Consider the following 25539-nt stretch of genomic DNA (forward strand, 5'->3'; position numbering starts at 1 on the left):
GTGAACGCGAGTTCACGGGGCCTTTCAGGTGTTACGGGCGATCAGTTGAAGCCGGGATCATTCCCACTCGATCGTCGCTGGCGGCTTGCTCGACACGTCGTAGGTGACGCGGGAGATGCCTTCGATTTCGTTGATGATCCGGCCGCTGACGGTTTCCAGCAGTTCGTAAGGCAGGTGTGCCCAACGCGCGGTCATGAAGTCGATGGTTTCCACGGCACGCAGGGCAACGACCCAGGCGTAACGACGGCCATCGCCTACCACGCCAACCGATTTCACCGGTTGGAACACCACGAAGGCCTGGCTGACCTTGTGGTACCAGTCAGCCTTGCGCAGTTCTTCGATGAAGATGTGGTCGGCACGACGCAGCAGGTCGGCGTATTCCTTCTTCACTTCACCGAGGATCCGCACGCCCAGGCCCGGGCCCGGGAACGGGTGACGGTAGACCATGTCGTACGGCAGGCCGAGTTCCAGGCCCAGACGACGGACTTCGTCCTTGAACAGCTCGCGCAGGGGTTCAACCAGCTTGAGGTTCATTTCTTCTGGCAGGCCACCCACGTTGTGGTGCGACTTGATCACGTGTGCCTTGCCGCTTTTGGCGCCAGCCGACTCGATTACGTCAGGGTAGATGGTGCCCTGGGCCAGGTACTTGATGTTGTCCAGTTCTTTGGACTGGGCATCGAATACGTCGATGAAGGTACGGCCGATGATTTTGCGCTTCTTCTCTGGGTCGCTTTCGCCTGCCAGATTGTCGAGGAACTGATCTTCAGCGTTGGCGCGGATCACCTTGACGCCCATGTTCTCGGCGAACATGGCCATCACTTGCTCGCCTTCGTGCAGACGCAGCAGGCCGTTGTCGACGAAGACGCAGGTCAGCTGGTCGCCGATGGCTTTGTGCAGCAGCGCGGCAACGACCGAGGAGTCAACGCCGCCGGACAGGCCGAGCAATACGTTGTCGGTGCCGACCTGAGCGCGGACCTGAGCGATGGCGTCTTCAGCAATCTTCGACGGTGTCCACAGCGCTTCACAGCCGCAGATGTCGAGGATGAAGCGCGACAGGATGCGGCCACCCTGCTTGGTGTGGGTTACTTCCGGGTGGAACTGCACGCCGTAGTAGCCGCGAGCGTCGTCGAACATGCCGGCGATCGGGCAGCTCGGGGTGCTGGCCAGGATGTGGAATTCCTGCGGCATCTTGGTGACTTTGTCACCGTGACTCATCCATACGTCGAGGCCGAACAGGCCGTCCGCGTCGATGTGGTCTTCGATGCCGTCGAGCAGGCGGCTCTTGCCGACCACGTCGACACGGGCGTAACCGAACTCACGCAGTTCGGAACCTTCAACCTTGCCACCCAGTTGCTCGGCCATGGTCTGCATGCCGTAGCAGATGCCGAAGACCGGTACGCCCAGGTCAAACACCGCTTGCGGGCAGCGAGGGCTGTTGGCTTCGTGCACGGACTCGGGGCCGCCGGCGAGAATGATGCCTTTTGGAGCGAATTCGCGAATCGCGTCTTCATCCATATCGAACGGATGCAGTTCGCAGTACACGCCGATTTCACGCACGCGGCGGGCAATCAGTTGGGTGTACTGGGAACCGAAATCGAGGATCAGGATGCGGTGAGCGTGAATGTCGAGGGCCATGATTCAGTCTCGTCTAAGTAATTCAGAAACAGTCGTGATTCAGAAACAACTCGGGGCTGAATAAAACAGCCCCGGTTACTTAACTTTTGCTGGAAGCCTCAACCTACGCGGTAGTTTGGCGCTTCTTTGGTGATCTGTACGTCGTGAACGTGGGACTCGGCCATGCCGGCGCCGGTGATCCGCACGAACTCAGGCTTGGTGCGCATTTCTTCGATGTCGGCGCTGCCGGTGTAGCCCATCGAGGAACGCAGGCCGCCCATCAGTTGATGGATGATGGCGCTCAGGCTGCCCTTGTAAGGAACACGCCCTTCGATGCCTTCCGGAACCAGTTTCTCGGCGCCTGCCGAGGAGTCCTGGAAGTAACGGTCGGAGGAACCTTGAGCCTGGGACATGGCGCCCAGCGAACCCATGCCGCGGTAAGCCTTGTACGAGCGACCCTGGAACAGTTCGATCTCGCCTGGCGCTTCTTCAGTACCGGCGAACATCGAGCCCATCATCACGCAGGAAGCACCGGCTACGATGGCCTTGGACAGGTCACCGGAGAAACGGATGCCGCCGTCGGCGATCAACGGAACGCCTGTGCCTTCAAGGGCAGCGGCGACATTGGCGATGGCGCTGATTTGCGGTACGCCGACACCGGCGACGATACGGGTGGTGCAGATCGAGCCAGGGCCGATACCGACCTTGACCGCATCGGCGCCAGCTTCGGCCAGGGCCTTGGCGGCAGCGCCGGTGGCGATGTTGCCGCCGATGACCTGCACTTCAGGGAAGTTCTGCTTGACCCAGCGAACGCGGTCGATCACGCCTTTGGAGTGACCGTGTGCGGTGTCGACCACCACCACGTCAACGCCGGCATTGACCAAAGCAGCTACGCGGTCACCGGTGTCTTTACCGGTGCCGACGGCAGCGCCAACGCGCAGACGACCTTGATCGTCCTTGCTGGCCAGCGGATAAGCCTTGGCTTTTTCGATGTCGTTGACGGTCATCATGCCTTTGAGGGCAAATTTGTCGTCGACGATCAGGACGCGTTCGATGCGGTGCTTGTGCAGCAACTCGCGAACGTCGTTCTTGTCGGCGCCTTCCTTGACCGTGACCAGACGCTCTTTAGGCGTCATCACTTCGCGGACAGTGGCTTCCAGACGGTTTTCGAAACGCACGTCACGTGAAGTGACGATGCCGACCAGGTCGCCATTGTGCAAAACCGGAACGCCGGAGATGTTGTGCTGGCGGGTCAGTTCGAACAGTTCACGAACCGTGGCGTCGGCCTCGATAGTGATCGGGTCCTTGACCACACCGGCTTCGTAACGCTTGACCTTGCGGACTTCGGCAGCTTGCTGCTCGATGGTCATGTTCTTGTGGATGATGCCGATGCCACCTTCCTGAGCCATGGCAATTGCCAGACGGGCTTCAGTGACGGTGTCCATGGCGGCAGAAACCAAAGGAATATTCAGCTCGATGCCACGGGTTAGGCGGGTCTTGAGACTGACTTCGTTAGGAAGCACCTCGGAATAACCAGGCACTAGGAGAATGTCGTCGAATGTCAGAGCTTCTTGGCTGATACGCAGCATCGCGGGGGCTCCCGAGCGGGAAAATGGAAGCGCGCCATTATAGTCAGACACCCCCTCGGGTTCAATGTAAAACTCTGTCTATTAACGATGCGGGTGATCGACGGGGGTCTGGAACGCAAATCCTGTAGGAGCGAGGCTTGGTCTGGGCGGCATTCCGACGAAGGCGTCATCACTGACGCTAAAAGCTTCGCGGGCAAGCCTCGCTCCTACGGTTTCGGTTTCGGTTTCGGTTTCGGTTTCGGTTTCGGTTTCGGTTTCGGTTACAACTCGACTTTCACCCAACTGACGGGGTGATCCAGCCAATCGGCAAACTCATCGATAAAGCTCTGCTTGAACCCGGCCTCGGCCCAGTTGTTGAAGATGAACCCCAGGTTGGAAAAACCGCATTCCTGCAGGAAAAGAAACCCGTTGATGTCGTCTTCATGCCCGCATTCCGGGCAGGTGAAGTTATCGGTGCGCCCAGGCATCCAGTCTTCAAGGCTATCGAATAGCGCTTCACCGACTTCCTTGCGGCACTCGGCGCAGCCCGCCTCCTCCAGGAATCCCTTGGCCGGCGTATAGATGCAACGCTTGGTGATGATCTCCAGGCCATTGATCGGCTCACTGAACGGCAGCGCTTGCGGATGCAACACCACCGCGCGGGCACCGTCGGCGATGGCGTGGGCCATGCGGTTACCGGTACGACCACAGGTGGTCAGCTCTTCCTTGATGATGTTCTTGCGCACCAGCCAGCGCACAACCGCCCGGGCCCGGGGTTCGTGCACCGGCAGCGTGGAGATTTTCGGGACGATGATGCTTTGCGAATTCATGGTGCAAGCCTACTGCGTCAAATGGATGTTTCTTGCGGCGTACCGGCTGACGCTTTCGCGGGCAAGTCGGATCGCCGCACCGCTCGCTCCTACAGGACTGGTGGCGTTCGAAAAATTTGTGTCAGTCCTGTAGGAGCGAGGCTTGCCCGCGAAGGCGTCGGAACGGCCGGCAGCTTAATCCCTGACGAAATCCGGTCAAGTACTCAAATAACGCCCGATCAAGGCAATCCCGCTCGCCAACACCAACCAGGTCACCAGCCGCACGAACGCCTCGCGGGACAATCTCATGGTCAACCACCGGCCGATCCACAACCCCAATGCCATGGCCGGCAATAAACACAACGCCAATACCAACAAGGGTAGCTCGGCATAGACACCTGCGACGGCAAACAGACTCAGGCGCACCACGGTGCTGCAACTGATCAGTGCACTCTGGGTTGCCCGTGCCGCTTCTTTCGGTAACCGACTGTTCAAATAGATCGCATATAAAAAGCCGCCACTGCCAAACAACGCCCCGAACATTCCGCCCACCGTCCCCATCGGCACGGCCCAACCGGCGGACAATTGCGTCGGCCGGGTTTTGACCCACAAGCTGTAAATCGCATAGGCGCTGATAAACAGCCCCATCAACAGCAACAACACATCGGATTTGAGATTCAGCAGAAAGATCACCCCCAGCGTGCAGCCCACCGCCATGCAGGGCAGCAGCCGCAGTAACTCGGGTTTCGCCACATCCCGCCGCGAAGGCAGCAGATTGCCGAAGGCTGCGACGAAATCCAGCAACACCAGCAACGGCACAATCTTCGACAGCGGCATGAACAGAATCAGAATCGGCCCCGCCACCAACGCGGTACCAAACCCGGCGATGCCAAACACGATGTAGGCCAGGGCGATGCCTAATCCGATCACCAGCCAATCCGTGGCGCCGAATGGCCATTGGCTCAACAACTCAAGCACATTCATCTGTACAGCTTCCTTGAATACCTGAGATGACTTTAGCCAGCGTCGAGTCTTGCGACTAATATCTTCAAAGCCACCCACCCCTCTCAAAAAGGCATGCCTGGTGCTTTCAACCCGCCAATTGCGTTACTTCGTGGAAATCGCCGACTGCGGGAGTTTCAGCGCCGCCGCCGAACGACTGTTCATCGCTCAGTCAGCCCTGAGCCGGCAAATAAAGGCCATGGAAAGCCGGCTGCAAACGCCGTTGTTCGAGCGCACCGCACGCCTGCCCCGACTGACAGCGGCCGGTGAAGCCTTCCTGCCCCGGGCCCGAAACCTGCTGAACGAACTGACCAAAGCCAGTGAGATGGCCACCCAGGTCGGTAATGGAGAACTCGGCACCTTGCGCCTCAGCCATTCCAGCACCGTGCCCATGAGTGGCCGCCTGCTGCGAGGCATCAGCGACTATCTGGATCAGCATGTCGGTGTGTCCATGGACATCGTCAAACTGTCTTCCGAAGCGCAACTTGAGGCGTTGGCCGACAATCGACTGGATGTCGGACTGCTGCGCCTGCCGGTGTTGCGCCAGCGTGAAGGCGTGCAGATTGTTCCTTTGTATAGCGAACGATTGCTGCTGGCCGTTCCCCCCAATCATCGGCTGGCTGTGGATAAGTCCACTCAGGGCATCGATCTGGCGCAGTTGAAGGATGAGGCGTTTATCTCCATTCCTCATCCTCAGCGCGGCGGGTTGAGTTATCTGTCTGCCGAGTTGTGCATGCGTCAGGGATTCTTCCCGAAAGCAGCGCGGGTTGTGTCGCGCAAAACCACGCAACTGCAACTGATTCAGGCCGGGTTCGGCATTGCGCTGCTGCCGGAATCGATGCGGGACATTGCGCCGCCCGACATCCACTTCCTGCCCTTGGCCGATCCGGATTGTCACAGCACCGTTGCCCTTGCTTGCCGGCAGAATCCCACGACGCTGGTTCAACACTTCATCAAAAGCTGCGCGGATCATTGTGGGAGCGGGCTTGCTCGCGAATGCGGCGTGTCAGTCGACATTGATGATGAAGGTTAAACCGCTTTCGCGAGCAAGTCGGATCGCCGCACCGCCGTTCCCACAAGGGGATTTGCGTTGGCTCATGGAGATTCGCATGCGAATGCCTTTAAACTGCGCCCCATGATTAAAGATCCCTTTGCAAGACTCGGCCTGGACCGTGAAGTCCTGACTGTCAGCCAGCTCAACGGCCGCGCGCGGGTGTTGCTCGAAGACGTGTTCAGCAACATCTGGGTCGAAGGCGAAATCTCCAACCTCGCCCGTCCGGCGTCCGGCCATGTGTATTTCACCCTCAAGGACAGCGGTGCCCAGGTGCGTTGCGCACTGTTCCGGCAGAACGCGGCACGGGTTCGTCAGGCGTTGAAAGACGGTCTGGCGGTCAAGGTGCGCGGCAAGGTTTCGCTGTTCGAGGGGCGTGGCGACTATCAGTTGATCCTCGATACCGTGGAGCCGGCCGGTGACGGTGCGCTGCGTCTGGCGTTCGATGCGTTGAAGGAAAAACTCAGCGCCGAAGGTCTGTTCAGTGCCGAACGCAAAGTTCCGCTGCCGGCGCATCCGCAACGCATCGGTATTATCAGTTCGCCGACTGGCGCGGTGATTCGCGACATCATCAGTGTATTTCGCCGCCGCGCGCCGCAGATCCAGCTGACGCTGATCCCGACCGCTGTGCAGGGCCGCGAAGCCACTGCGCAGATCGTCCGCGCGCTGAAACTGGCGGACGCCCGTGGTTTTGATGCGCTGATCCTAGCCCGTGGCGGCGGTTCGCTGGAAGACCTCTGGTGTTTCAACGAAGAAGCCGTGGCCCGTGCCGTGGATGCCTGCGTGACACCGATTGTCAGCGCCGTCGGCCATGAAACCGACGTCTCGATCAGTGACTTCGTCGCCGACGTTCGCGCCCCTACACCGTCCGCAGCCGCCGAATTGCTCGCACCCGATTCCAGCGACCTGGTGCGCCGGGTCGAGAGCCTGCATCGTCGCCTGGTGATGCGCATCCGTGACCGTTTGATGCGCGACCGCTTGCGCCTGGAAGGCATGTCCCGCCGCCTGCGTCATCCTGGCGAACGCCTGCGCCAACAAGCGCAACGCCTGGATGACCTGGACATGCGCATGCGCCGCGCTTTCGAACGCCACCTCAACACCCGCCGCGAACGGCTGATCCGCCTGGAAACCCGCCTCGCCGGGCAACACCCGGGACGGCAACTGGCGATGCTTCGTCAGCGCCTCGACAGCTTCGCCGAGCGCCTGCCGCGTGCCATGCGCGATGGCCTCAAGTCCCGTCGTCTGCAGCTGCAAAGTCAGGTGCAGACGCTGCAGGTGGTCAGCCCACTCGCGACGCTGGCCCGTGGCTACAGCATTTTGCTGGATGAACGCGGCAACGCGATTCGCAGCGCCGAGCAAACCCACACCGGTCAGCGGCTGAAAGCCAAACTGGGCGACGGCGAACTGCAAGTCCGGGTCGAAGACAATCACCTGACGCCTGTCACCCTTTCTTTACTGGATTGATCCATGCCGCGTTTTTTAGCTCCGCTGCTGTTGTTGTGCCTGACCTTCAATGCCCACGCCGACAGTTACATCACACGCCTGCTGAACAAACCGGTGCCGGGCGGCGTGGCCGTGGTGGATCTGGGCACTGCTGCCCAGGCGCCAAAAGCCAGTTATCAAGGCAAACCGGTGCTGGTGGTCAAGGAACAAAGCAATTGGCTGGCGATTGTCGGCGTGCCGTTGACGGTTAAACCGGGCACGCAACAGGTCAGCAGCGGTGGTCGTAATCTGAGTTTCACGGTCGGCAACAAGAAGTACCCGGAACAGCACATCACCCTGAAGAACACGCAGCAGGTCAATCCGAACCCGGAGAATCTGAAGCGTATCGAAGGCGAACTGGCCGAGCAGATCGCTGCCTACCGCACTTTCACCCCGAACACCCCGAGCAACCTGCTGCTGGACAAACCGGTCAACGGGCCGCTGTCGAGCAAGTTCGGCGTGCGCTGCTTCTTTAATGGTGAGGAGCGCAATCCCCACTCAGGCCTGGATTTCGCCGTGGGTGCCGGCACACCGATCAAGACACCGGCCGCGGGCAAGGTGATTTTGATCGGCAACTACTTTTTCAACGGCAATACGGTGTTTGTCGACCATGGGCAGGGCTTTATCAGCATGTTCTGCCATATGTCGAAGATTGATGTGAAGGTGGGGCAACAATTGGCTCGCGGCGGTGTGGTCGGGAAGGTTGGCGCCACCGGGCGTGCGACCGGGCCGCATATGCACTGGAATGTCAGTTTGAATGATGCGCGGGTTGATCCAGCCATCTTTATAGGTGCATTTCAGCCTTAGTTGTTGCGTATGGCTACTGGCCTCTTCGCGGGCAAGCCTCGCTCCTACGGATATGGGTCGTGCCCAAATCGTGTGATCACCCAATATCTGTAGGAGCGAGGCTTGCCCGCGAAGGCGATCTCAAGGACGCGGCTCATTCAGCCTCCAGGTCCTCAATCCCATGAACCTCCCGGTCCGCCAGACAATGGTTGACCCAGGTTTGAGTGTCTTCCGAGAAACCAGCCAACTCTTCAGCCGTAATCAACTCGCGGGCACACAACCCCAGCAAGTGAGAGCGGGCCTCATGGCGTGAGAACCTGAAAACGCCAAACGCCCAATACAGCTCCTTTTGGCCGGCCTTCAGCAGTTCTTCGCTGGCTTCTATCCGGTCATAAGGCGCCAGGCTTGTGTCCAGAACCGTACGCTCGACCTCCTCCATGATCCGAATGCACATCCGTTCATGCGCCTTCGGGCGCAGCGCACTGTAAAGCTTCCAATCCGACTCGTTCATTGCCGACTCCCGCATTCCAGTCGCCTGGTTGAGGCTTTAAGAATAGCTGCGCCCACCGAGACAAGACCGCCAACTTTCAATTGCGCAACGCTCAAACCTCGCGCAAACATCAAAACAATCACGGCCACTCGAAGCAATAAAATCGCGGTACAAGCGCTTTTTCGAGTATTCCTCTCAATTTTTTTCGACTGCTTGCCATCCTCAACCACGGCGGTTAGGGTTGAAGGCATGAAAACCTCGCACACCCTCATTCAGCTTCGCCAGCACCGTAGCCTGTGCCTCGTCAGCGCACGACTGCCAGGCTGAATCGCGGTGCCTTGCCCCAAGCCTTTCCCAAGAACAGTTGATCCACCGGCAGGCCGCCTTTTTTCGGCCCACACAATAAGGATTTCCCGATGAGCATGCTCAAAGACCCGTCTTCGAAATACCGCGCGTTCCCGACCATCGATATCCCGGACCGCACCTGGCCATCGAAGACCATCACCGCAGCGCCGATCTGGTGCAGCTCCGACCTTCGTGACGGCAACCAGTCGCTGATCGAGCCAATGGACGCGGTCAAGAAGTTGCGCTTCTGGAAAACCCTGGTGCAGGTCGGTGTGAAAGAGATTGAAGCTTCGTTCCCGGCCGCTTCGCAAACCGACTTCGACTTCGTGCGTACCTTGATCGAAGGCAACCACATCCCGGACGACACCACCATTCAGGTGCTGACCCAAGGCCGTGAAGACCTCATCGAGCGTACCTTCGAATCCCTGCGTGGGGCGAAGAAAGCCATCGTTCACCTGTACAACGCGACCTCCCCGTCCTTCCGCCGCATTGTCTTCAACCAGGACAAGGACGGCGTCAAGGCCATCGCGGTGAACGCGGCCAAGTTGTTCGTCAAATACGCGGCCCAGCAGCCGAACACCGAGTGGACCTTCGAATACTCGCCGGAAACCTTCAGCGCGACCGAACTCGAATTCGCCAAGGAAGTCTGCGACGCGGTCATCGAAGTCTGGAACCCGACACCTGAGCACAAGGTGATCCTCAACCTGCCAGCCACCGTCGAATGCGCGACCCCGAACATCTATGCCGACCAGATCGAGTGGTTCGGCCGTCACATCAACCGTCGTGACAGCGTGATCATCAGCCTGCACACCCACAACGACCGTGGCACGGGCGTTGCCGCTACCGAACTGGGCCTGATGGCCGGCGCCGACCGTGTCGAAGGCTGCCTGTTCGGCAACGGCGAGCGTACCGGTAACGTCGATCTCGTGACTGTGGCGCTGAACCTCTACACCCAGGGCATTCACCCTGAGCTGGACTTCTCCGACATCGACGGCGTGCGCAAAGTCGTCGAAGAGTGCAACCAGATCCAGGTGCACCCTCGTCACCCGTACGTCGGCGACCTGGTTCACACCGCGTTCTCCGGCTCGCACCAGGATGCGATCCGCAAGGGCTTCGCCCAGCAGAAACCGGACGAATTGTGGGAAGTGCCGTACTTGCCGATCGACCCGGCCGACATCGGCCGCAGCTACGAGGCGGTGATCCGCGTCAACAGCCAGTCGGGCAAGGGCGGGATCGCCTACCTGCTGGAACAGGAATACGGCATCAGCTTGCCGCGTCGCATGCAGATCGAGTTCAGCCAGGTCGTTCAACGTGAAACCGATCGCCTGGGCCTTGAGATGACCGCCCAGCAGATCCACGCCTTGCTGCACAGCGAGTATCTGCAGGCCAACACCCCGTATGCGCTGGTCAGCCATCGCCTGCAGGAAGAGAACGGTCACAGCGCCGTGGAAGTGGAAGTCTCGGGCAAAGGTCAGGGCGAAACCAACCTGCACTGGCGCGGCAAGGGCAACGGCGCGCTGGAAGCCCTGGTCGCCGGTCTGCCGATTCCCGTGGAAATCATGGACTACAACGAACACGCGATCGGCGCGGGCACCAACGCCAAGGCGGCGGCCTACATTGAACTGCGCGTGAACGGAGAACGTGCGGTGCACGGCGTGGGTATCGATGAAAACATCACCACCGCGAGCTTCAAGGCCCTGTTCAGCGCGTTGAACCGATCCCTGAGCCAGCCGGAAGCAAAAGCGGCGTAAGCGTTCGCTGTAATGCAAAAGGCCCCGGGGTGAGAACCTCGGGGCCTTTTTGTTTGCCTGCAGATTATGCAGTGGCTGTTGATCGTTCCCACGCTCCGCGTGGGAATGCCTCAAGGGACGCTCCGCGTCCAGTGACGCGGAGCGTCACGGGCTGCATTCCCACGCGGAGCGTGGGAACGATCAGTTACGTGAATTCGAACGTATCGGCATCCAGATTCGCCGGGAAGCGGGTGCGGTAGGCTTGCAGATCCGCTGCGTTCAGCACGACCTGAAACACGCCATCGGCTTCGCCGGCACTGAGCAATGTCTCACCCTGGAAATCCAGCACCTGGCTGTCGCCGGTGTAGGCAAAACCCTTGCCGTCGGTACCGATGCGATTCACCGCGGCCACGTAGCAGAGGTTTTCAATCGCCCGCGCCGGCAGCAAACGGTTCCAGTGCTGGCGGCGTGCGCCGGGCCAGTTGGCGGTGTAGAGCAGCAGGTCGGTGTCCTGTGCATCGCGGCTCCAGACCGGGAAACGCAAGTCGTAGCAAATCAGCGGCCGCACTCGCCAGCCCTTGAGTTCGAACTGCACCTGGCGCTCGCCGGGCGTGTAGTGGTTGTGCTCGCCGGCCATGCGAAACAGATGACGCTTGTCGTAGTGCCAGACTTCCCCGTCCGGCCGCGCCCACAGCAGTCGATTGCGGTGGCTGCCATCGGCAGCCTGGACGATGACGCTGCCGGTGATCACCGCGTTGAATTTTGCCGCCTGGACGCGCAGCCACTTGCTGGTCGGACCGTTTTCCGCTTCGGCGAGGGTTTCCGATTCCATGGAAAAACCGGTGGTGAACATCTCCGGCAGAATGATCAGATCCGCCCCGCGAGCCTGCTCAAGCAATTGCTCGAAATGCTCCAGGTTGGCCTGGCGGTCATGCCAGGCCAGGGTGGTCTGGATCAGCGCGACATTCAGATTGGGCAGAGCACTCAGATCACGCATAGTTTTGCCGCTGCTTCACGCAACGTCTCCTCGCGTTTGGCGAAGCACAAGCGCACCAGGCGCTGGCCCTCGGGGGGTGTCTGGTAGAACACCGAGATCGGGATGCTCGCCACACCATGTTCACGGGTCATCCACAGCGCCATTTCGACGTCATTGAGGTCCGGGCGAATCTGCGAATAATCGACCAGCTGGAAATACGTGCCGGTCACCCGCTGAAAGCTGAAACGCGACGGCGCCAGCAGATCGCAGAACAGATCGCGCTTGGTCTGGTAGAAACCCGGCAGCTCTTCGACATGTTCAGGATGTTCGGCCATGAAGTCGGCCAAGGCGTATTGCAGCGGTGTCACGCCGCAGAAACTGACGTACTGGTGCACCTTGCGCAGCTCGGCGGTGAGCGCTGGCGGGGCGACCACGTAGCCGGTTTTCCAACCGGTGACGTGGTAGGTCTTGCCGAAGGAACTGACCACGAAGGCGCGTTGATACAGCTCTTGGTGATTGAGCACGCTGACGTGAGGCACACCATCGAAGACCAGGTGTTCGTAGACTTCGTCGCTGACGATGCAGATGTCGCGATCCCGAATCAACGCCGCCAATTGATCCAGTTCGGCACGACTGATCAGCGCGCCACTCGGGTTATGCGGGGCGTTGAGAACGATCATCCGCGTGCGCGGCGTAATCGCTTCGGCAAGCTTCTCGAAGTCGATGGCAAAGTCATTCAGACCGAGTTGCACATGCACGCAACGACCACCCGCCAGTTCAACCGACGGCTCGTAACTGTCGTAGCACGGATCGAACACGATCACTTCGTCGCCGCTGTGGATAACCGCCTGAATCGCACAAAAGATCGCCTGGGTGGCGCCGGGCGTGATGGTCACTTCGTTGTCGGCATCGACATTGACGCCGTAGCTGCGAGCGATCTTCGCCGCCACTTGCTGGCGCAGCGCCGGCAGTCCGGTCATCGGTGAATATTGGTTGTGGCCACTGGCGATGTGCCGGCCGACCGCATCGCACAAGGCTTGCGGGGCATCGAAATCGGGAAAACCCTGGGACAGGTTGATCGCCCCGGTTTGCGCCGCGAGCTGAGACATCTGAGTGAAGATAGTGATGCCGACATTCGGCAGCTTACTGGTGATCATCGGTGATTCCCTGCTCTACACCCGGCTCTAACGGCGGCGCGGGAGAGCCCGAGGATAGCCCATCCGGCGCCCATAAAAAAAGGGCGCCAACCGGCGCCCTTCTCTATTTCGATCGTTCCCACGCAGAGCGTGGGAACGATCATCGGCAGTAGTGAATCAGCGCTTGTCGCGGCGCTTCTTGTCGGCTTTCTTGTGGTGCGACATCATGCGACGCTTCTTGTTGACCTGACGGTCGGTGAGCGAGGTCTTGTTGCCTTCGTACGGGTTCTCGCCGCCCTTGAACTCGATACGGATCGGCGTACCGACCAGTTTGAGCACACGACGGTAAGTGTTTTCCAGGTAACGAACGTAGGACTTCGGCACCTTCTCGATCTGGTTACCGTGAATCACGATGATCGGCGGGTTAGCACCACCCAAGTGGGCATAACGCAGCTTGATCCGGCGGTTGTTGACCATCGGTGGCGCGTGCTCACCCACCGCATCTTCCAGAATCGTGGTCAGGCGGTTGGTTGGCCAGCGAGTGACCGCGGACTTGAACGAGTTCTGTACGGAGGCGTAGAGGTTGCCCACGCCCGTGCCGTGCAGGGCCGAGATGAAGTGGATGTCGGCGTAGTCGACGAAGAACAGTCGACGTTGCAGCTCGACCTTCACGAAGTCACGCTCGCTCGGCGTCATGCCGTCCCATTTGTTGATCGCGATGACCAGCGCACGACCCGACTCAATGGCAAAGCCCAGCAGGTTGAGGTCGTGGTCCACCACGCCTTCGCGGGCGTCCATCACGAAGATCACCACGTTGGCGTCTTTGATCGCTTGCAAGGTTTTGACCACGGAGAATTTTTCAACTTCTTCGTGGATCTTGCCGCGCTTGCGCACACCGGCGGTGTCGATCAGCGTGTACTTCTCGTCGTTACGCTCGAACGGGATGTAGATGCTGTCGCGGGTGGTGCCAGGCTCGTCATAGACGATTACCCGGTCTTCACCGAGCATGCGATTGACCAGGGTCGACTTGCCGACGTTTGGACGGCCGATGATAGCGATCTTGATCCCGTCTTTTTCGCTTGGGCCAGGAATGCGCTTGGCTTCCTCGCCTTCGGCAACGATCTCTTCCTCGCCTTCTTCCAGCTCGTCATCGTCTTTCGGGAAGTCGCTCAGGGCGATTTCCAGCATCTGGGTGATGCCGCGACCATGAGCACCGGCGATCGGGATCGCGTGGCCCATGCCCAACGGGGCGAATTCGGCGCGGGCCATTTCAGGGTCGATGTTGTCGACCTTGTTGGCAACCACGTAAGAACGCTTGTTACGTTTGCGCAAATGCTCGGCGATCATCTGGTCGGCGGCGGTGAAACCGGCCTTGGCATCTACCAGGAACAGAACGACATCGGCTTCTTCAATGGCCAGCAGCGACTGCTCGGCCATTTTTTCGTCCATACCGTGCTCGTCACCGGAGATACCGCCGGTGTCGACCAGAATGTAGGAACGCCCTTGCCACTTGGCCTCACCGTATTGGCGATCACGGGTCAGACCGGACAAGTCGCCGACAATGGCGTCGCGAGTCCTGGTCAGGCGGTTGAACAAGGTGGACTTGCCGACGTTCGGTCGGCCCACCAGGGCGATTACGGGAACCATGCGGCTCTCCACTTCGTTATTTCAGAAAATACAAAAGCCGCTGCGAGGCAGCGGCTGGTGCTCGGGGCAGCGCCTGTGAGCGCTGCGAGCCCCGCAGAACGGGGCCGCTTGGGGAACTAACCCCAAGCATAGTCAAACCTTTACTTAATGGTCAGGGCTTCCAGTTTGCCGCTGTTGCCATACAGATAAATCGTGTCACCCACCACCAGCGGACGGGCACGCAGGCCGTCGCTGTCGATGCGCTCGCGGCCGACGAAACGACCGTCAACCTGGCTCAGCAGATGCAGGTAACCTTCCATATCACCGACTGCAACATAGCTGGAGAACACTTCCGGAGCCGACAGTTGACGACGGGCCAGCGAATCGTTGCTCCACAAAGCCGTGGTGGAACGTTCGTCGACGCCTTCAACGGTGCCCGAAGACAGGCTCACATAAACGTTGCCGAAACCCTGAGCGACGCCGGCATAGCTGGAAGCATCACGCTGCCAGAGCTGACGACCGCTTTCCAGGTCCAGTGCCGCAACGCGACCCTGGTAGCTGGCGACGTACAGGGTACCGCCGGACAGCAGCAAGCCACCGTCGATATCGACCACACGTTCCAGTTCCGAACGTCCTTGTGGAATCGCAACACGTTGTTCCCACACCGGCACGCCGTTGGAAATATCGAGAGCGACCACTTTACCGGTCGACAGGCCAGCCACCGCGAGGCGGTTGGTGACGATCGGTGCGCTGGTGCCGCGCAGGGTCAGGACCGCAGGGGTGCTGTCATACAACCAGCGCTGGTTGCCGGTGGCGGCATCCAGACCGATCAGACGGTCATCCTGAGTCTGAACCACAACCACGTCACCGTTGTTGGCCGGCGGTGCGAGGACTTCGCTGGACACGCGAGCGCGCCATTTCTCTTCACCGTTGATCGCGTCCAGGGCAACGATTTCGCCCTTGATGGTGCCGAACATGACCAGACCGTAACCCACGCCGACGGCGCCGGAAACAGGCAGTTCAAGGTCCTTCTTCCATTTGACGTCGCCGTTGCTGCGATCCAGCGCCATCACCACACCAGTGACGTCGGCGGCATAAATGGTATCGCCTTCGATCGCCGGAACCAGCATGTTGTAGGTTTCGCCCTGACCGTCACCGATCGAACGACTCCACTGCTTTTGCAGAACCACTTCTTCTTTGAAGTCGGTCAACTCGGCCGGTGGCAGTTCTTTTTTGCTGTTGCTGCTGCAACCCGCGGCCAAAATGGCCAGAGCCAGCAATGCTGCATGTTTCCAACGAATCACGTCACGCATCCCCTTTGGCCAGGTCGTCCAGCTTGATTTGTAGGCCACCGACCGCCGCTTCATCCGACAGTGCCGCCTTGGCTTTTTGATACGCCGCGTTTGCTTCGTCGGTACGACCCAACTGCACCAGCAGGTCACCCTTGAGCTCTTCGCGAGTGGCCAGGAACGCCTTGTCGGCATCACCTTCGAGCAGCTTCAGGGCTTCATCGACCTTGTTCTGCGCGGCCAGCACCTGCGCCAGACGCTGACGGGCAATTTCGCCCAGCGCCGGGTTGGCAGGTTTGTCGGTAATGGCTTTCAGCTCGGTGGCTGCGTCGTCCAGCTTGCCGCTGTCGACCGCGACTTTCGCCACGAACAGGCTGCCGTATTGCGCGTAAGCGGTGCCGCCGAACTCGCTGTTGAGCTTGCCGGCCAAGTCCGAAACACGGGCGGCATCAGGCTTGCCGTCAGGCGTCAGCGTGGTTTCCAGCAATTGCTGATAGAGAATCGAGGCGCCTTGCGACTGATTGCTCTGATACTTTTGAAAAGCCTGCCAGCCGAACACGATGACCAGCGCCAACAGGCCGCCAGTGACCAGGGGCTTGCCGTTGCGTGTCCACCAGTCCTTCAAATCCGCCAGGTTTTCGTCTTCGGTACTCGACACCCCAATACTCCTTAATCGCTAAATCGGCTGTTTATGACAGCTTCAACCCTGCACGACGCAGGTGGCCAGGTGTGCAGCAAGCGCATCCCAGGCAATGCTTTGTTGTTCGCCCTGGCCACGCAGGGGTTTGAAACCTACCACTTGCTGGGCCATTTCATCGTCACCGAGGATCAGCGCATACAGCGCACCGCTCTTGTCGGCCTTCTTGAACTGGCTTTTGAAGCTGCCGGCGCCGGCATTGACTTGCAGGCGCAGGTTGGGCAATTGATCACGAACCTTCTCACTCAACGTCAGGGCCGCCAGTTCGGCGGCCTCACCGAATGCGCAGAGATAGACGTCGACCTGACGGGAAATCTCTTCCGGGATCTGCTCCAGAGTTTCCAGAAGCAGCACCAGACGCTCGATGCCCATGGCGAAACCAACGCCCGTTGTCGGCTTACCGCCCATCTGTTCCACCAGACCGTCGTAACGACCGCCGGCACATACGGTGCCCTGGGCGCCCAACTTGTCGGTGACCCATTCGAAAACGGTCTTGCTGTAGTAATCCAGCCCGCGAACCAGCTTCGGGTTGATCACGTAAGGAATACCGGCGGCGTCCAGACGAGCCTTGAGGCCCTCGAAGTGCACACGGGATTCTTCGTCGAGGTAGTCGGCCATTTTCGGCGCGTCGGCCAGGATTGCTTGAGTGTCGGCGTTCTTGGTATCCAGAACCCGCAGCGGATTGGTCTTCAGACGGCGTTGGCTGTCTTCGTCCAGCTTGTCCAGGTGGGCCGAGAGGAACTCGACCAGCGCTTCGCGATAACGACCACGGGACTCGGCGGTGCCCAGGCTGTTGAGCTCAAGCTTGACCGCGTCACGGATACCCAGCTCGCCCCACAGGCGCCAGGTCAGCACGATCAGTTCGGCGTCAATGTCCGGCCCGTCGAGGTTGAACACCTCGACACCGATCTGATGGAACTGGCGATAACGGCCTTTCTGCGGACGTTCGTGACGGAACATCGGGCCGATGTACCAGAGTTTCTGCACCTGACCACCGCCGGTGATGCCGTGTTCGAGCACCGCACGCACGCAAGCCGCTGTGCCTTCAGGGCGCAGGGTCAGCGAATCGCCGTTGCGGTCGTCGAAGGTGTACATCTCTTTTTCGACGATGTCGGTCACTTCACCGATGGAGCGCTTGAACAGCTCGGTGAACTCGACGATCGGCATGCGGATCTGCTTGTAACCGTAGTTATCCAGCAGACGCGAGACGGCACCCTCGAAATGACGCCACAGGGGAGTCTGTTCGGGCAGGATGTCGTTCATGCCACGTATGGCTTGCAGAGACTTGCTCACTATAAATCCTTAAATTCGTTCGGCTCTTCAGTCGGGCTCAGCCGCGGACGATTACTGCCGCGTCGGCTTCGACCTTTTCGGCCGCTTTCTGGCGGATCAAGCGTTCAAGCTCATCCACCAGATTTTCATTCGTCAGTTTCTGCGACGGCTTGCCGTCGATGTAAATCAGGTTTGGCGTGCCGCCGGTCAAGCCGATATGGGCTTCCTTGGCTTCGCCCGGCCCGTTGACCACGCAACCGATGACCGCGACATCCAGCGGCACCAGCAGATCTTCAAGGCGCCCTTCCAGCTCGTTCATGGTCTTGACCACATCGAAGTTCTGCCGCGAGCAGCTCGGGCAGGCGATGAAGTTGATGCCACGGGAACGCAGGTGCAGGGATTTGAGAATGTCGTAGCCGACTTTCACTTCCTCGACCGGGTCGGCCGCCAACGAGATGCGAATAGTATCGCCAATCCCTTCGGCGAGCAGCATACCGAGGCCCACGGCGGATTTCACTGTGCCTGAACGCAAACCACCGGCTTCAGTGATGCCCAAGTGCAGCGGCTGGACGATTTCCTTGGCCAGCAGGCGGTAGGCGGCGACGGCCATGAACACGTCGGAGGCCTTCACGCTGACCTTGAAGTCCTGGAAATTCAGTCGTTCGAGGTGCTCGACGTGACGTAAGGCAGACTCGACCAGCGCTGCCGGGGTCGGCTCGCCGTATTTCTTTTGCAGGTCTTTTTCCAGGGAACCGGCGTTGACGCCGATGCGGATCGGGATCCCGCGATCGCGGGCGGCGTCGACCACCGCGCGCACGCGGTCTTGACGACCGATGTTGCCCGGGTTGATCCGCAGGCAGTCAACGCCCAGTTCGGCTACGCGCAGCGCAATCTTGTAGTCGAAGTGGATGTCGGCAACCAACGGCACCTTGACCAGTTTCTTGATCTTGCCGAAGGCTTCGGCGGCGTCCATGTCCGGCACGGAAATGCGCACGATATCGACGCCAGCCGCTTCCAGACGATTGATCTGGGCCACGGTGGCGGCCACGTCGTTGGTGTCGCTGTTGGTCATGCTCTGAACAGCGATGGGCGCATCGCCGCCAACAGGCACGTTACCGACCCAGATCTTGCGGGATTCGCGACGTTTGATTGGAGATTCGCCGTGCATGACTTATTGACCCAACTTCAGGCGAGCAGTCTCGCCACTGGTGAACGGAGCGACATCGACCGCCTGCCCGTTGTAGCTGACCTGCGCGCCACGGGCGAAGCCCAGACGTACGGAAAACGGCGGCTTGCCGCTGACGGAAACATTTTCGCCTTTACGCTTGAGGCCACTCAACAGCACCTTGCCGGTGCCATCGGTTACCTGGGTCCAGCAATCGGCGGTGAACTGCAGTTGAACCTGGCCTTGGCCGGCCACTGGAGCAGCTGCCGCTGGAGCGGGAATGGTCGGAGTGACCGACGCGCTTGCAGGCGGGGTCGACACAACAGGGGCAGTCGGAGCAGGTGCTACGGGAGTCGCGACAACGGGCGCAGCGCTGTGCGCCGGTGCAGCAGGCGCTGGGGCAGCGGGTGCAGTCGGAGCGGCGACAGGCGCAGTAGCTTCAGCTTCGGCCGGTGCTTCAGTCGACGTCTCGGCTTGCGGCAACGCAAGCGCGGTGGCGCCTTCAGTCTGACCTTCCGCGACGGCCTGGTCTTCCGGCTCGTCCAGCGGATGGATCTGGGTGGTGCCATCGGCGCCTTCGACTTCAACGTGTTCCGGGCTGAGGCCGATCAAGTCTTTGGTGCGCAAGGAGGTTTGATCCTGCCACCAGATAAAACCACCGCCAATCACTGCAATCAGCAACAGCAGGCTGACAATGCGCAAAATAGTGTGGGAAACCCGAACCGGTTCTTCGATACGCCCCAGGCTGTGGACATTGCTGCCCTGGGAGTCGGTGCCGGTGGATTGGTCGAACTGCTGGACCAGAACGGTCTGGTCCATGCCCAACAACTTGGCGTACGCACGAATATAACCGCGAGCAAAGGTGTGCCCCGGCAGCTTGTCGAACGCGCCGGCTTCCAGATTGCTCAAGGAATTAACGGTGAGGTTGAGCTTGAGGGCCACTTCGGCCAGCGACCAGCCATTGCTTTCGCGGGCCTGGCGCAAAGTTTCACCGGGGTTAACGCGATTCGCTGCTACAACTTCGGGATGCGCCGCTTTCATCATTGCTCCGACAGGTATTGCTGATATTCCGGCGTACCGGGATAGAGTCGTTTTAGTTGCAGGCCAAAACTGGCGGCCTTGTCGCGATCTTCAAACACTTTTGCCAGCCGAACGCCGAGCAATAGACTACGTGCATTTTGCTCGGTGAGCAGGCTAAAACGGTCGTAATAGTCACGCGCGGGCACATAATGCCTGTCTTCCAAGGACAACTCAGCCATTTCCAGCAATGCACGCGGTTGTTGGCGGTTCAAACGCAGGGCTTTTTCCAGTTGCTGCTGAGCCAGATCACGCTGACCCAGCTTCGAAGCGGTCATGCCCAGGTTCTCGAACACTCGCGAACGCTCAGGATACAGGGTATCGGCAGCCGCCTGTTCAAAGCGCTCGTAGGCCTCTTTGTAACGTTTTTCTTCGTAAAGAAAGCTGCCGTAGTTATTCAGGATTCGCGCATCGCTGGGGCGGGAAGACAGTGCCTTGCGAAAGTGCTGGTCGGCGAGTTCAGGTTCCATTTCAGCCTGAAACACCAGCCCGAGCGCCGCATTGGCATCCGGATCCGAGTCATCCAGATCCAGGGCTTTCTTCAACGGCACTTTTGCCCGCTCGGTCATGCCTTGCTGCAAGTATCCCAGGCCCAGTTGCACGTAGGCCGTACGCGCCTCATCGCGCCCTTTGCTGGTCTTCATCGGGTTGAAATCGCCCGACAGGACGCAACCAGCACACAGGCTGGCCAATAGCAAAAGCAGCGCGAAGCGCAGGGACATAGAGATCCTCTCTTGATTTACTTCGCAGCGTTTTGCGCCATATCGTTCTCGGCGCTCAATTCGCGCACGGCGATATAACGTTCGCTGCGACGGGTGCGATCCAGCACCTGCCCTACCAATTGGCCACACGCGGCATCGATGTCTTCACCGCGGGTGGTGCGTACGGTGACATTGAAGCCTGCATGGTGAAGCTGATCCTGGAAACGGCGAATCGCGTTGTTGCTCGGGCGCTCGTAACCGGAATGCGGGAACGGGTTGAACGGAATCAGGTTGATCTTGCACGGGACGTTCTTGAGCAACTCGATCATTTCGACCGCGTGCTCAACCTTGTCGTTGATGTCCTTGAGCAACGTGTACTCAATGGTCAACACGCGCTTCTCACCCAGGGACGACATGTAGCGCTGGCACGACTCGAGCAGCATCTTAAGCGGATACTTCTTGTTGATCGGTACCAATTGGTTACGCAATGCGTCATTTGGTGCGTGCAGCGACAACGCCAGGGAGACGTCGATGTGCTTGGACAGCTCATCGATCATCGGCACCACACCCGATGTAGACAGGGTTACGCGGCGCTTGGAGATCCCGTAGCCCAGGTCATCCATCATCAGATGCATGGCGGCCACGACGTTGTCGAAGTTCAGCAGCGGCTCACCCATGCCCATCATCACCACGTTGGTGATGGCACGGTCGGCGGTCGCCGGGATGCTGCCGAACGATTTATTGGCAATCCACACCTGACCGATGACTTCGGCGGCGGTGAGGTTGCTGTTGAAACCTTGCTTGCCGGTGGAGCAGAAACTGCAATCCAGGGCACAGCCTGCCTGGGACGAAACGCACAAAGTGCCGCGTTTGCCCTGGGGAATGTACACGGTCTCGACGCAGCTACCGGACGCCACGCGCACCACCCATTTACGGGTGCCGTCGGTGGAAATGTCCTCGCTGACCACTTCGGGGCCGCGGACTTCAGCAATGACCTTGAGCTTGTCGCGCAAGGCCTTGCTGACGTTCGTCATGGCGTCGAAATCATCGACGCCAAGGTGGTGAATCCATTTCATTACCTGACCGGCACGGAAACGCTTCTCCCCGATTGAGTCGAAGAATTTTTCCATTTCCAGCTGAGTCAGACCCAGCAGGTTAGTTTTAACAGTCGATGTAGTCATGGATTCACCTTCACTCAAAAGCCAATGCTTAGCGAGTGGTTACTTCAGTAGCTGCGAAGAAGTACGAGATTTCGCGAGCAGCAGCGGCTTCGGAGTCCGAACCGTGTACAGCGTTGGCGTCGATGGAATCAGCGAAGTCAGCACGGATGGTGCCGGCAGCAGCTTCTTTAGGGTTGGTAGCGCCCATCAGCTCACGGTTCAGAGCGATAGCGTTTTCGCCTTCCAGAACCTGAACGACAACCGGACCGGAGATCATGAAAGCAACCAGGTCGCCGAAGAAACCACGAGCGCTGTGCTCAGCGTAGAAGCCTTCAGCTTCAGCTTTGGACAGTTGCTTCAGTTTCGAAGCTACAACGCGCAGGCCAGCTTTTTCGAAACGAGTGGTGATCTCGCCGATAACGTTTTTTGCAACAGCGTCAGGCTTGATGATGGAGAAAGTACGTTGAACAGCCATGGTGTAACTCCAGAAACGGTAATTTGTGAAAAATTAAACCCGCGAATTATACGCGGGTTCTTTGGTATTGCCTAACTGCGTACGGCGCAGACTCAGTCTGCTTCTTCGATCCAGGCGGCCTGAATGGCTTCAAGCACCTTCTCGCCACCGCGGGTCGGATCATCACTGAACTCCGGCAATGCCAGCACCCATTTGTGCAGATCGACGAAGTTCACGTAACGCGGGTCCACATCCGGCTTGGATTCAGCCAGTTGGATCGCGATTTCCAGCACATCAACCCACTTCAGACTCATGACGCTTCCTTGAATCAGTGCGGCGCTTCGGCCGCATGGTTGAGCGAGTATTTCGGAATTTCGACGGTCAGGTCTTCAGTCCCGACTTTTGCCTGACAGGCCAGGCGCGACTGAGCTTCCAGCCCCCAAGCCTTATCAAGATAGTCTTCTTCCAGCTCATCAGCCTCTTCCAGCGAGTCAAAGCCCTCGCGAATCAGGCAATGGCAGGTGGTGCAGGCGCAGACGCCGCCACAGGCACTTTCCATCTCGATATGGTGCTCATGCGCCAGCTCGAGGATGGACGTACCGGTCTCAGCCTCCACGACCATGCCGTCCGGGCAAAACTTTTCGTGTGGCAGAAAAATGACCTGCGGCATCGTTATTCCTCAATCTCATTCAGGTTGCGCCCCGCCAGCGCGGCTTTCACCGTCGAATCCAGGCGGCGGGCAGCAAAAGCGTCGGTCACTTGCGACAGACGCTTGGTCTGCTGCTCGATGGCGTAACCATCAGTACCTTTCATCAGTTCGGTCAGTTCCTGCATCTGCAACACGATAACCATGCGCTCTTCAGCGTCGAGCAGGCGTTCGCCGTCGACATCCAGGGCGGCCTGCACCGCCTCGATCAGGCGCTGGGCATCGACTTGCTGCTCACGCAGCACTCGGGCAACCTTGTCGTCGCTGGCGTGCTGGAACGAATCCTTGAGCATTTTGGCGATTTCGCCGTCGGTCAGGCCGTAGGACGGCTTGACCTGAATGCTGGCCTCGACACCCGAACCCAATTCGCGAGCGGAGACACTGAGCAGACCGTCGGCATCGACCTGGAAGGTAACGCGAATCTTCGCCGCACCCGCCACCATCGCCGGAATACCGCGCAATTCGAAGCGTGCCAGGGAGCGGCAGTCGCTGATCAGCTCGCGCTCGCCCTGCAACACATGGATCGCCATGGCCGACTGGCCATCTTTGTAAGTCGTGAAGTCCTGAGCGCGGGCGACGGGGATGGTGGTATTGCGTGGAATCACCTTCTCCATCAGGCCGCCCATGGTTTCCAGCCCCAAGGACAACGGAATCACGTCAAGCAACAGCAACTCGCCGCCATCACGCTTGTTGCCAGCCAATGTATCGGCCTGGATCGCAGCACCAATGGCCACCACTTGATCCGGATCGATTTCAGTCAGCGGCTGACGACCGAAGGCTTCAGCAACGGCTTCGCGAACGCGAGGTACGCGAGTCGAGCCGCCAACCATGACCACGGCGTGCACTTCTTCCAGCTCGATGCCGGAATCACGCACTGCGCGGCGGCAGGCTTTGAGGCTGCGGGCAACCATTGGCTCGATCAACGCATCGAAGGCTTCGCGAGTCAGCGGCGCTTTCCAGTCACCGTAAGCGACTTCAACAGTCGCGACATTGGTCAGGGCTTCTTTGGCGGCGCATGCGGTTTGCAGCAGATGGCGCTGGGCACCCGGGTCGAGGTCAGCCGACAAACCGGCGCACTCGATGATCCAGCCAGCGATGGCGTGATCGAAATCATCGCCACCCAGGGCGCTGTCGCCGCCGGTGGCCAGCACTTCGAACACACCGCCGGTCAGGCGCAGGATCGAAATATCGAACGTACCGCCACCCAGGTCGTAAATCGCGACCAGGCCTTCGGCGTGCTGATCCAGACCGTAAGCCACAGCGGCAGCGGTCGGCTCATTGAGCAAACGCAACACGTTCAGACCGGCCAGCTTGGCCGCATCCTTGGTCGCCTGACGCTGAGCATCGTCGAAATAGGCCGGAACGGTGATCACCGCGCCCACCAGTTCGCCGCCCAATGCTTCTTCGGCGCGCTGACGCAGCACTTTCAGGATATCGGCAGAGACTTCGACCGGGCTTTTCGGGCCCTGAATGGTGTCGATGAACGGCATGTGCGATTCGCCGCCGACAAAGCGGTACGGCAGTTGATCGCCCAATTGCTTGACGTCGGACAGACCACGACCCATCAAGCGCTTGACCGACAGCACGGTGTTCAAAGGATCGATGGCGGCAGCCAGTTTGGCCGACTCGCCGACCTCGACACGATCGGCGTGATAGCGCACGGCAGACGGCAGGATGACCTGCCCTTCGGCGTCGGCCAGAGGCTCGGAAAGACCACTGCGCAACGCAGCGACCAACGAATTGGTAGTGCCCAAGTCGATCCCCACAGCCAGACGACGCTGGTGCGGTTGAGGACTTTGGCCGGGTTCGGCGATCTGCAGTAGGGCCATCGTTATCAGGACTTATCTGTATATCAGGCGTGCGACCGGAGCGGCACTGGGTTAATCGTCGAGGCGCTCTTCTAACTGGCGCACTTCGTAGGTGAGCTTGTCGAGGAACTGCATGCGCCGCATCAGGCGTTCGGCCTGTTCACGTTGCGCTGCATCATCCCAACAGGCTGCGAAGCTTTCGTTCAGTTCATCCTGAGCCGTCTTCAGGCGACGCTTGAACACTGCAACACCCGCCAGGTCGGCGCTGTCTTGCAGGTCTTCGAGCTCTTCACGCAGCTCCATCTGCTGGAGAAGGAACTCCGGATCATGCACCGTGACCTCCAGCGGCAACTCGCGGCCACCCATGGCGAGCAGGTATCGCGCGCGCTTCGGGGGACTTTTGAGCGTCTGGTAGGCCTCGTTGAGGCTCGCGGATTGCTCTAGCGCCAGCCGTTGCTCGCGCTCGGATGCGTCTGCAAAGCGGTCCGGATGAACACCGCGCGCCAACTCACGATAGCGCGTGGCCAACTGATCGAGATCCAGACGGAAGCTCGGCTGCAGTTCAAATAAAGCGTAATGACAAGGAGTACCCACG

24 protein-coding genes are annotated in these 25539 nt (G+C 59.6%); 4 read left to right on the forward strand and 20 right to left on the reverse strand.

Annotated features, from left to right (window positions below):
* Nucleotides 1-57: 57 nt before the first annotated feature.
* From guaA to EYC95_RS04875, 4 genes are all read right to left on the reverse strand, one after another.
* Nucleotides 58-1635: a glutamine-hydrolyzing GMP synthase gene (gene guaA, locus EYC95_RS04860; protein WP_131059363.1), complete on the reverse strand. Its 1578-nt coding sequence runs from the start codon at nt 1633-1635 to the stop codon at nt 58-60.
* A gap of 98 nt (nt 1636-1733) precedes the next feature.
* Nucleotides 1734-3203 carry an IMP dehydrogenase gene (gene guaB / locus EYC95_RS04865; RefSeq protein ID WP_109634587.1) on the reverse strand — a complete coding sequence of 490 codons (1470 nt, stop codon included), beginning with the start codon at nt 3201-3203 and terminating at the stop codon, nt 1734-1736.
* Between the two features lie 260 nt (nt 3204-3463).
* On the reverse strand, nt 3464-4012 hold the full coding sequence (locus EYC95_RS04870; RefSeq protein ID WP_131059364.1) for a sugar ABC transporter ATPase: 549 nt from the start codon (nt 4010-4012) through the stop codon (nt 3464-3466).
* Between the two features lie 195 nt (nt 4013-4207).
* A complete protein-coding gene (locus EYC95_RS04875; protein ID WP_131059365.1) occupies nt 4208-4975 on the reverse strand; it encodes a sulfite exporter TauE/SafE family protein in 768 nt (255 codons plus the stop codon).
* A 100-nt stretch (nt 4976-5075) separates the two neighbouring features.
* On the opposite strand from EYC95_RS04875, the gene EYC95_RS04880 reads away from it, so the two are divergent.
* The 3 genes from EYC95_RS04880 (at nt 5076) to EYC95_RS04890 (ending at nt 8333) form a co-directional block, all read left to right on the forward strand.
* A complete protein-coding gene (locus EYC95_RS04880) occupies nt 5076-6026 on the forward strand; it encodes a LysR family transcriptional regulator (RefSeq protein WP_131059366.1) in 951 nt (316 codons plus the stop codon).
* Between the two features lie 102 nt (nt 6027-6128).
* The gene (gene xseA, locus EYC95_RS04885) at nt 6129-7508 is read left to right on the forward strand and encodes an exodeoxyribonuclease VII large subunit (protein ID WP_131059367.1); all 1380 of its coding nucleotides are present in this window, start codon (nt 6129-6131) and stop codon (nt 7506-7508) included.
* 3 nt (nt 7509-7511) lie between these two features.
* Nucleotides 7512-8333 carry a peptidoglycan DD-metalloendopeptidase family protein gene (locus EYC95_RS04890; protein ID WP_131059368.1) on the forward strand — a complete coding sequence of 274 codons (822 nt, stop codon included), beginning with the start codon at nt 7512-7514 and terminating at the stop codon, nt 8331-8333.
* 133 nt (nt 8334-8466) lie between these two features.
* Here the strand turns inward: EYC95_RS04890 and EYC95_RS04895 are convergent, their stop codons facing one another.
* Nucleotides 8467-8823, reverse strand: coding sequence for a hypothetical protein (locus tag EYC95_RS04895; protein WP_131059369.1), 357 nt, complete (start codon nt 8821-8823; stop codon nt 8467-8469).
* A gap of 395 nt (nt 8824-9218) precedes the next feature.
* On the opposite strand from EYC95_RS04895, the gene leuA reads away from it, so the two are divergent.
* Entirely contained in the window at nt 9219-10898 is a 1680-nt protein-coding gene (leuA, locus tag EYC95_RS04910) for a 2-isopropylmalate synthase (protein ID WP_131059371.1), read from the forward strand.
* A 184-nt stretch (nt 10899-11082) separates the two neighbouring features.
* Here the strand turns inward: leuA and EYC95_RS04915 are convergent, their stop codons facing one another.
* The 15 genes from EYC95_RS04915 to hscB form a co-directional block, all read right to left on the reverse strand.
* Nucleotides 11083-11874, reverse strand: coding sequence for an amidohydrolase (locus EYC95_RS04915; protein ID WP_131059372.1), 792 nt, complete (start codon nt 11872-11874; stop codon nt 11083-11085).
* The gene (locus EYC95_RS04920) at nt 11862-13010 is read right to left on the reverse strand and encodes a pyridoxal phosphate-dependent aminotransferase (protein WP_131059373.1); all 1149 of its coding nucleotides are present in this window, start codon (nt 13008-13010) and stop codon (nt 11862-11864) included. Before EYC95_RS04920 ends, EYC95_RS04915 begins: the two co-directional genes overlap by 13 nt.
* A 156-nt stretch (nt 13011-13166) precedes the next feature.
* Complete coding sequence (gene der / locus EYC95_RS04925) at nt 13167-14636, reverse strand: ribosome biogenesis GTPase Der (protein ID WP_008147761.1); 1470 nt, start codon at nt 14634-14636, stop codon at nt 13167-13169.
* Between the two features lie 140 nt (nt 14637-14776).
* Nucleotides 14777-15928: an outer membrane protein assembly factor BamB gene (bamB, locus tag EYC95_RS04930; protein ID WP_131059374.1), complete on the reverse strand. Its 1152-nt coding sequence runs from the start codon at nt 15926-15928 to the stop codon at nt 14777-14779.
* The gene (locus tag EYC95_RS04935) at nt 15921-16562 is read right to left on the reverse strand and encodes a tetratricopeptide repeat protein (RefSeq protein ID WP_131059375.1); all 642 of its coding nucleotides are present in this window, start codon (nt 16560-16562) and stop codon (nt 15921-15923) included. The genes bamB and EYC95_RS04935 overlap by 8 nt, the downstream gene beginning before the upstream one ends.
* Nucleotides 16563-16604: 42 nt before the next feature.
* Nucleotides 16605-17894, reverse strand: coding sequence for a histidine--tRNA ligase (gene hisS / locus EYC95_RS04940; RefSeq protein WP_131059376.1), 1290 nt, complete (start codon nt 17892-17894; stop codon nt 16605-16607).
* A gap of 37 nt (nt 17895-17931) precedes the next feature.
* Nucleotides 17932-19041 carry a flavodoxin-dependent (E)-4-hydroxy-3-methylbut-2-enyl-diphosphate synthase gene (gene ispG, locus EYC95_RS04945; RefSeq protein ID WP_131059377.1) on the reverse strand — a complete coding sequence of 370 codons (1110 nt, stop codon included), beginning with the start codon at nt 19039-19041 and terminating at the stop codon, nt 17932-17934.
* 3 nt (nt 19042-19044) lie between these two features.
* On the reverse strand, nt 19045-20079 hold the full coding sequence (locus EYC95_RS04950; protein ID WP_131059378.1) for a RodZ family helix-turn-helix domain-containing protein: 1035 nt from the start codon (nt 20077-20079) through the stop codon (nt 19045-19047).
* Nucleotides 20079-20837 (reverse strand): type IV pilus biogenesis/stability protein PilW, encoded by a 759-nt coding sequence (gene pilW, locus EYC95_RS04955; RefSeq protein ID WP_131059379.1) that lies wholly within the window; start codon nt 20835-20837, stop codon nt 20079-20081. The genes EYC95_RS04950 and pilW overlap by 1 nt, the downstream gene beginning before the upstream one ends.
* Before the next feature lie 17 nt (nt 20838-20854).
* Complete coding sequence (rlmN, locus tag EYC95_RS04960; protein WP_131059380.1) at nt 20855-21997, reverse strand: 23S rRNA (adenine(2503)-C(2))-methyltransferase RlmN; 1143 nt, start codon at nt 21995-21997, stop codon at nt 20855-20857.
* 28 nt (nt 21998-22025) lie between these two features.
* Nucleotides 22026-22451, reverse strand: a complete 426-nt coding sequence (gene ndk / locus EYC95_RS04965; RefSeq protein WP_007916882.1) for a nucleoside-diphosphate kinase — start codon at nt 22449-22451, stop codon at nt 22026-22028.
* 92 nt (nt 22452-22543) lie between these two features.
* Nucleotides 22544-22744: a Fe-S cluster assembly protein IscX gene (gene iscX / locus EYC95_RS04970; protein WP_008147746.1), complete on the reverse strand. Its 201-nt coding sequence runs from the start codon at nt 22742-22744 to the stop codon at nt 22544-22546.
* Nucleotides 22745-22758: 14 nt separating this feature from the next.
* The gene (gene fdx, locus EYC95_RS04975) at nt 22759-23100 is read right to left on the reverse strand and encodes an ISC system 2Fe-2S type ferredoxin (RefSeq protein WP_131059381.1); all 342 of its coding nucleotides are present in this window, start codon (nt 23098-23100) and stop codon (nt 22759-22761) included.
* 2 nt (nt 23101-23102) lie between these two features.
* Nucleotides 23103-24965: a Fe-S protein assembly chaperone HscA gene (gene hscA, locus EYC95_RS04980; RefSeq protein WP_131059382.1), complete on the reverse strand. Its 1863-nt coding sequence runs from the start codon at nt 24963-24965 to the stop codon at nt 23103-23105.
* Nucleotides 24966-25016: 51 nt separating this feature from the next.
* A complete protein-coding gene (hscB, locus tag EYC95_RS04985; protein ID WP_131059383.1) occupies nt 25017-25538 on the reverse strand; it encodes a co-chaperone HscB in 522 nt (173 codons plus the stop codon).
* Nucleotide 25539: the final 1 nt, after the last annotated feature.

Origin of the sequence: Pseudomonas sp. BGI-2, from assembly GCF_004310295.1 — a bacterium.
Lineage (GTDB): Bacteria > Pseudomonadota > Gammaproteobacteria > Pseudomonadales > Pseudomonadaceae > Aquipseudomonas.

Excerpts from the sequence above, each read along its gene's own strand:
- guaA (WP_131059363.1), bottom strand. The coding sequence starts at position 1,635 with ATGGCCCTCGACATTCACGCTCACCGCATCCTGATCCTCGATTTCGGT.
- guaB (WP_109634587.1), bottom strand. The coding sequence starts at position 3,203 with ATGCTGCGTATCAGCCAAGAAGCTCTGACATTCGACGACATTCTCCTA.
- EYC95_RS04870 (WP_131059364.1), bottom strand. The coding sequence starts at position 4,012 with ATGAATTCGCAAAGCATCATCGTCCCGAAAATCTCCACGCTGCCGGTG.
- EYC95_RS04875 (WP_131059365.1), bottom strand. The coding sequence starts at position 4,975 with ATGAATGTGCTTGAGTTGTTGAGCCAATGGCCATTCGGCGCCACGGAT.
- xseA (WP_131059367.1), top strand. The coding sequence starts at position 6,129 with ATGATTAAAGATCCCTTTGCAAGACTCGGCCTGGACCGTGAAGTCCTG.
- EYC95_RS04890 (WP_131059368.1), top strand. The coding sequence starts at position 7,512 with ATGCCGCGTTTTTTAGCTCCGCTGCTGTTGTTGTGCCTGACCTTCAAT.
- EYC95_RS04895 (WP_131059369.1), bottom strand. The coding sequence starts at position 8,823 with ATGAACGAGTCGGATTGGAAGCTTTACAGTGCGCTGCGCCCGAAGGCG.
- leuA (WP_131059371.1), top strand. The coding sequence starts at position 9,219 with ATGAGCATGCTCAAAGACCCGTCTTCGAAATACCGCGCGTTCCCGACC.
- EYC95_RS04915 (WP_131059372.1), bottom strand. The coding sequence starts at position 11,874 with ATGCGTGATCTGAGTGCTCTGCCCAATCTGAATGTCGCGCTGATCCAG.
- EYC95_RS04920 (WP_131059373.1), bottom strand. The coding sequence starts at position 13,010 with ATGATCACCAGTAAGCTGCCGAATGTCGGCATCACTATCTTCACTCAG.
- der (WP_008147761.1), bottom strand. The coding sequence starts at position 14,636 with ATGGTTCCCGTAATCGCCCTGGTGGGCCGACCGAACGTCGGCAAGTCC.
- bamB (WP_131059374.1), bottom strand. The coding sequence starts at position 15,928 with ATGCGTGACGTGATTCGTTGGAAACATGCAGCATTGCTGGCTCTGGCC.
- ispG (WP_131059377.1), bottom strand. The coding sequence starts at position 19,041 with ATGCACGGCGAATCTCCAATCAAACGTCGCGAATCCCGCAAGATCTGG.
- EYC95_RS04950 (WP_131059378.1), bottom strand. The coding sequence starts at position 20,079 with ATGAAAGCGGCGCATCCCGAAGTTGTAGCAGCGAATCGCGTTAACCCC.
- pilW (WP_131059379.1), bottom strand. The coding sequence starts at position 20,837 with ATGTCCCTGCGCTTCGCGCTGCTTTTGCTATTGGCCAGCCTGTGTGCT.
- rlmN (WP_131059380.1), bottom strand. The coding sequence starts at position 21,997 with ATGACTACATCGACTGTTAAAACTAACCTGCTGGGTCTGACTCAGCTG.
- ndk (WP_007916882.1), bottom strand. The coding sequence starts at position 22,451 with ATGGCTGTTCAACGTACTTTCTCCATCATCAAGCCTGACGCTGTTGCA.
- iscX (WP_008147746.1), bottom strand. The coding sequence starts at position 22,744 with ATGAGTCTGAAGTGGGTTGATGTGCTGGAAATCGCGATCCAACTGGCT.
- fdx (WP_131059381.1), bottom strand. The coding sequence starts at position 23,100 with ATGCCGCAGGTCATTTTTCTGCCACACGAAAAGTTTTGCCCGGACGGC.
- hscA (WP_131059382.1), bottom strand. The coding sequence starts at position 24,965 with ATGGCCCTACTGCAGATCGCCGAACCCGGCCAAAGTCCTCAACCGCAC.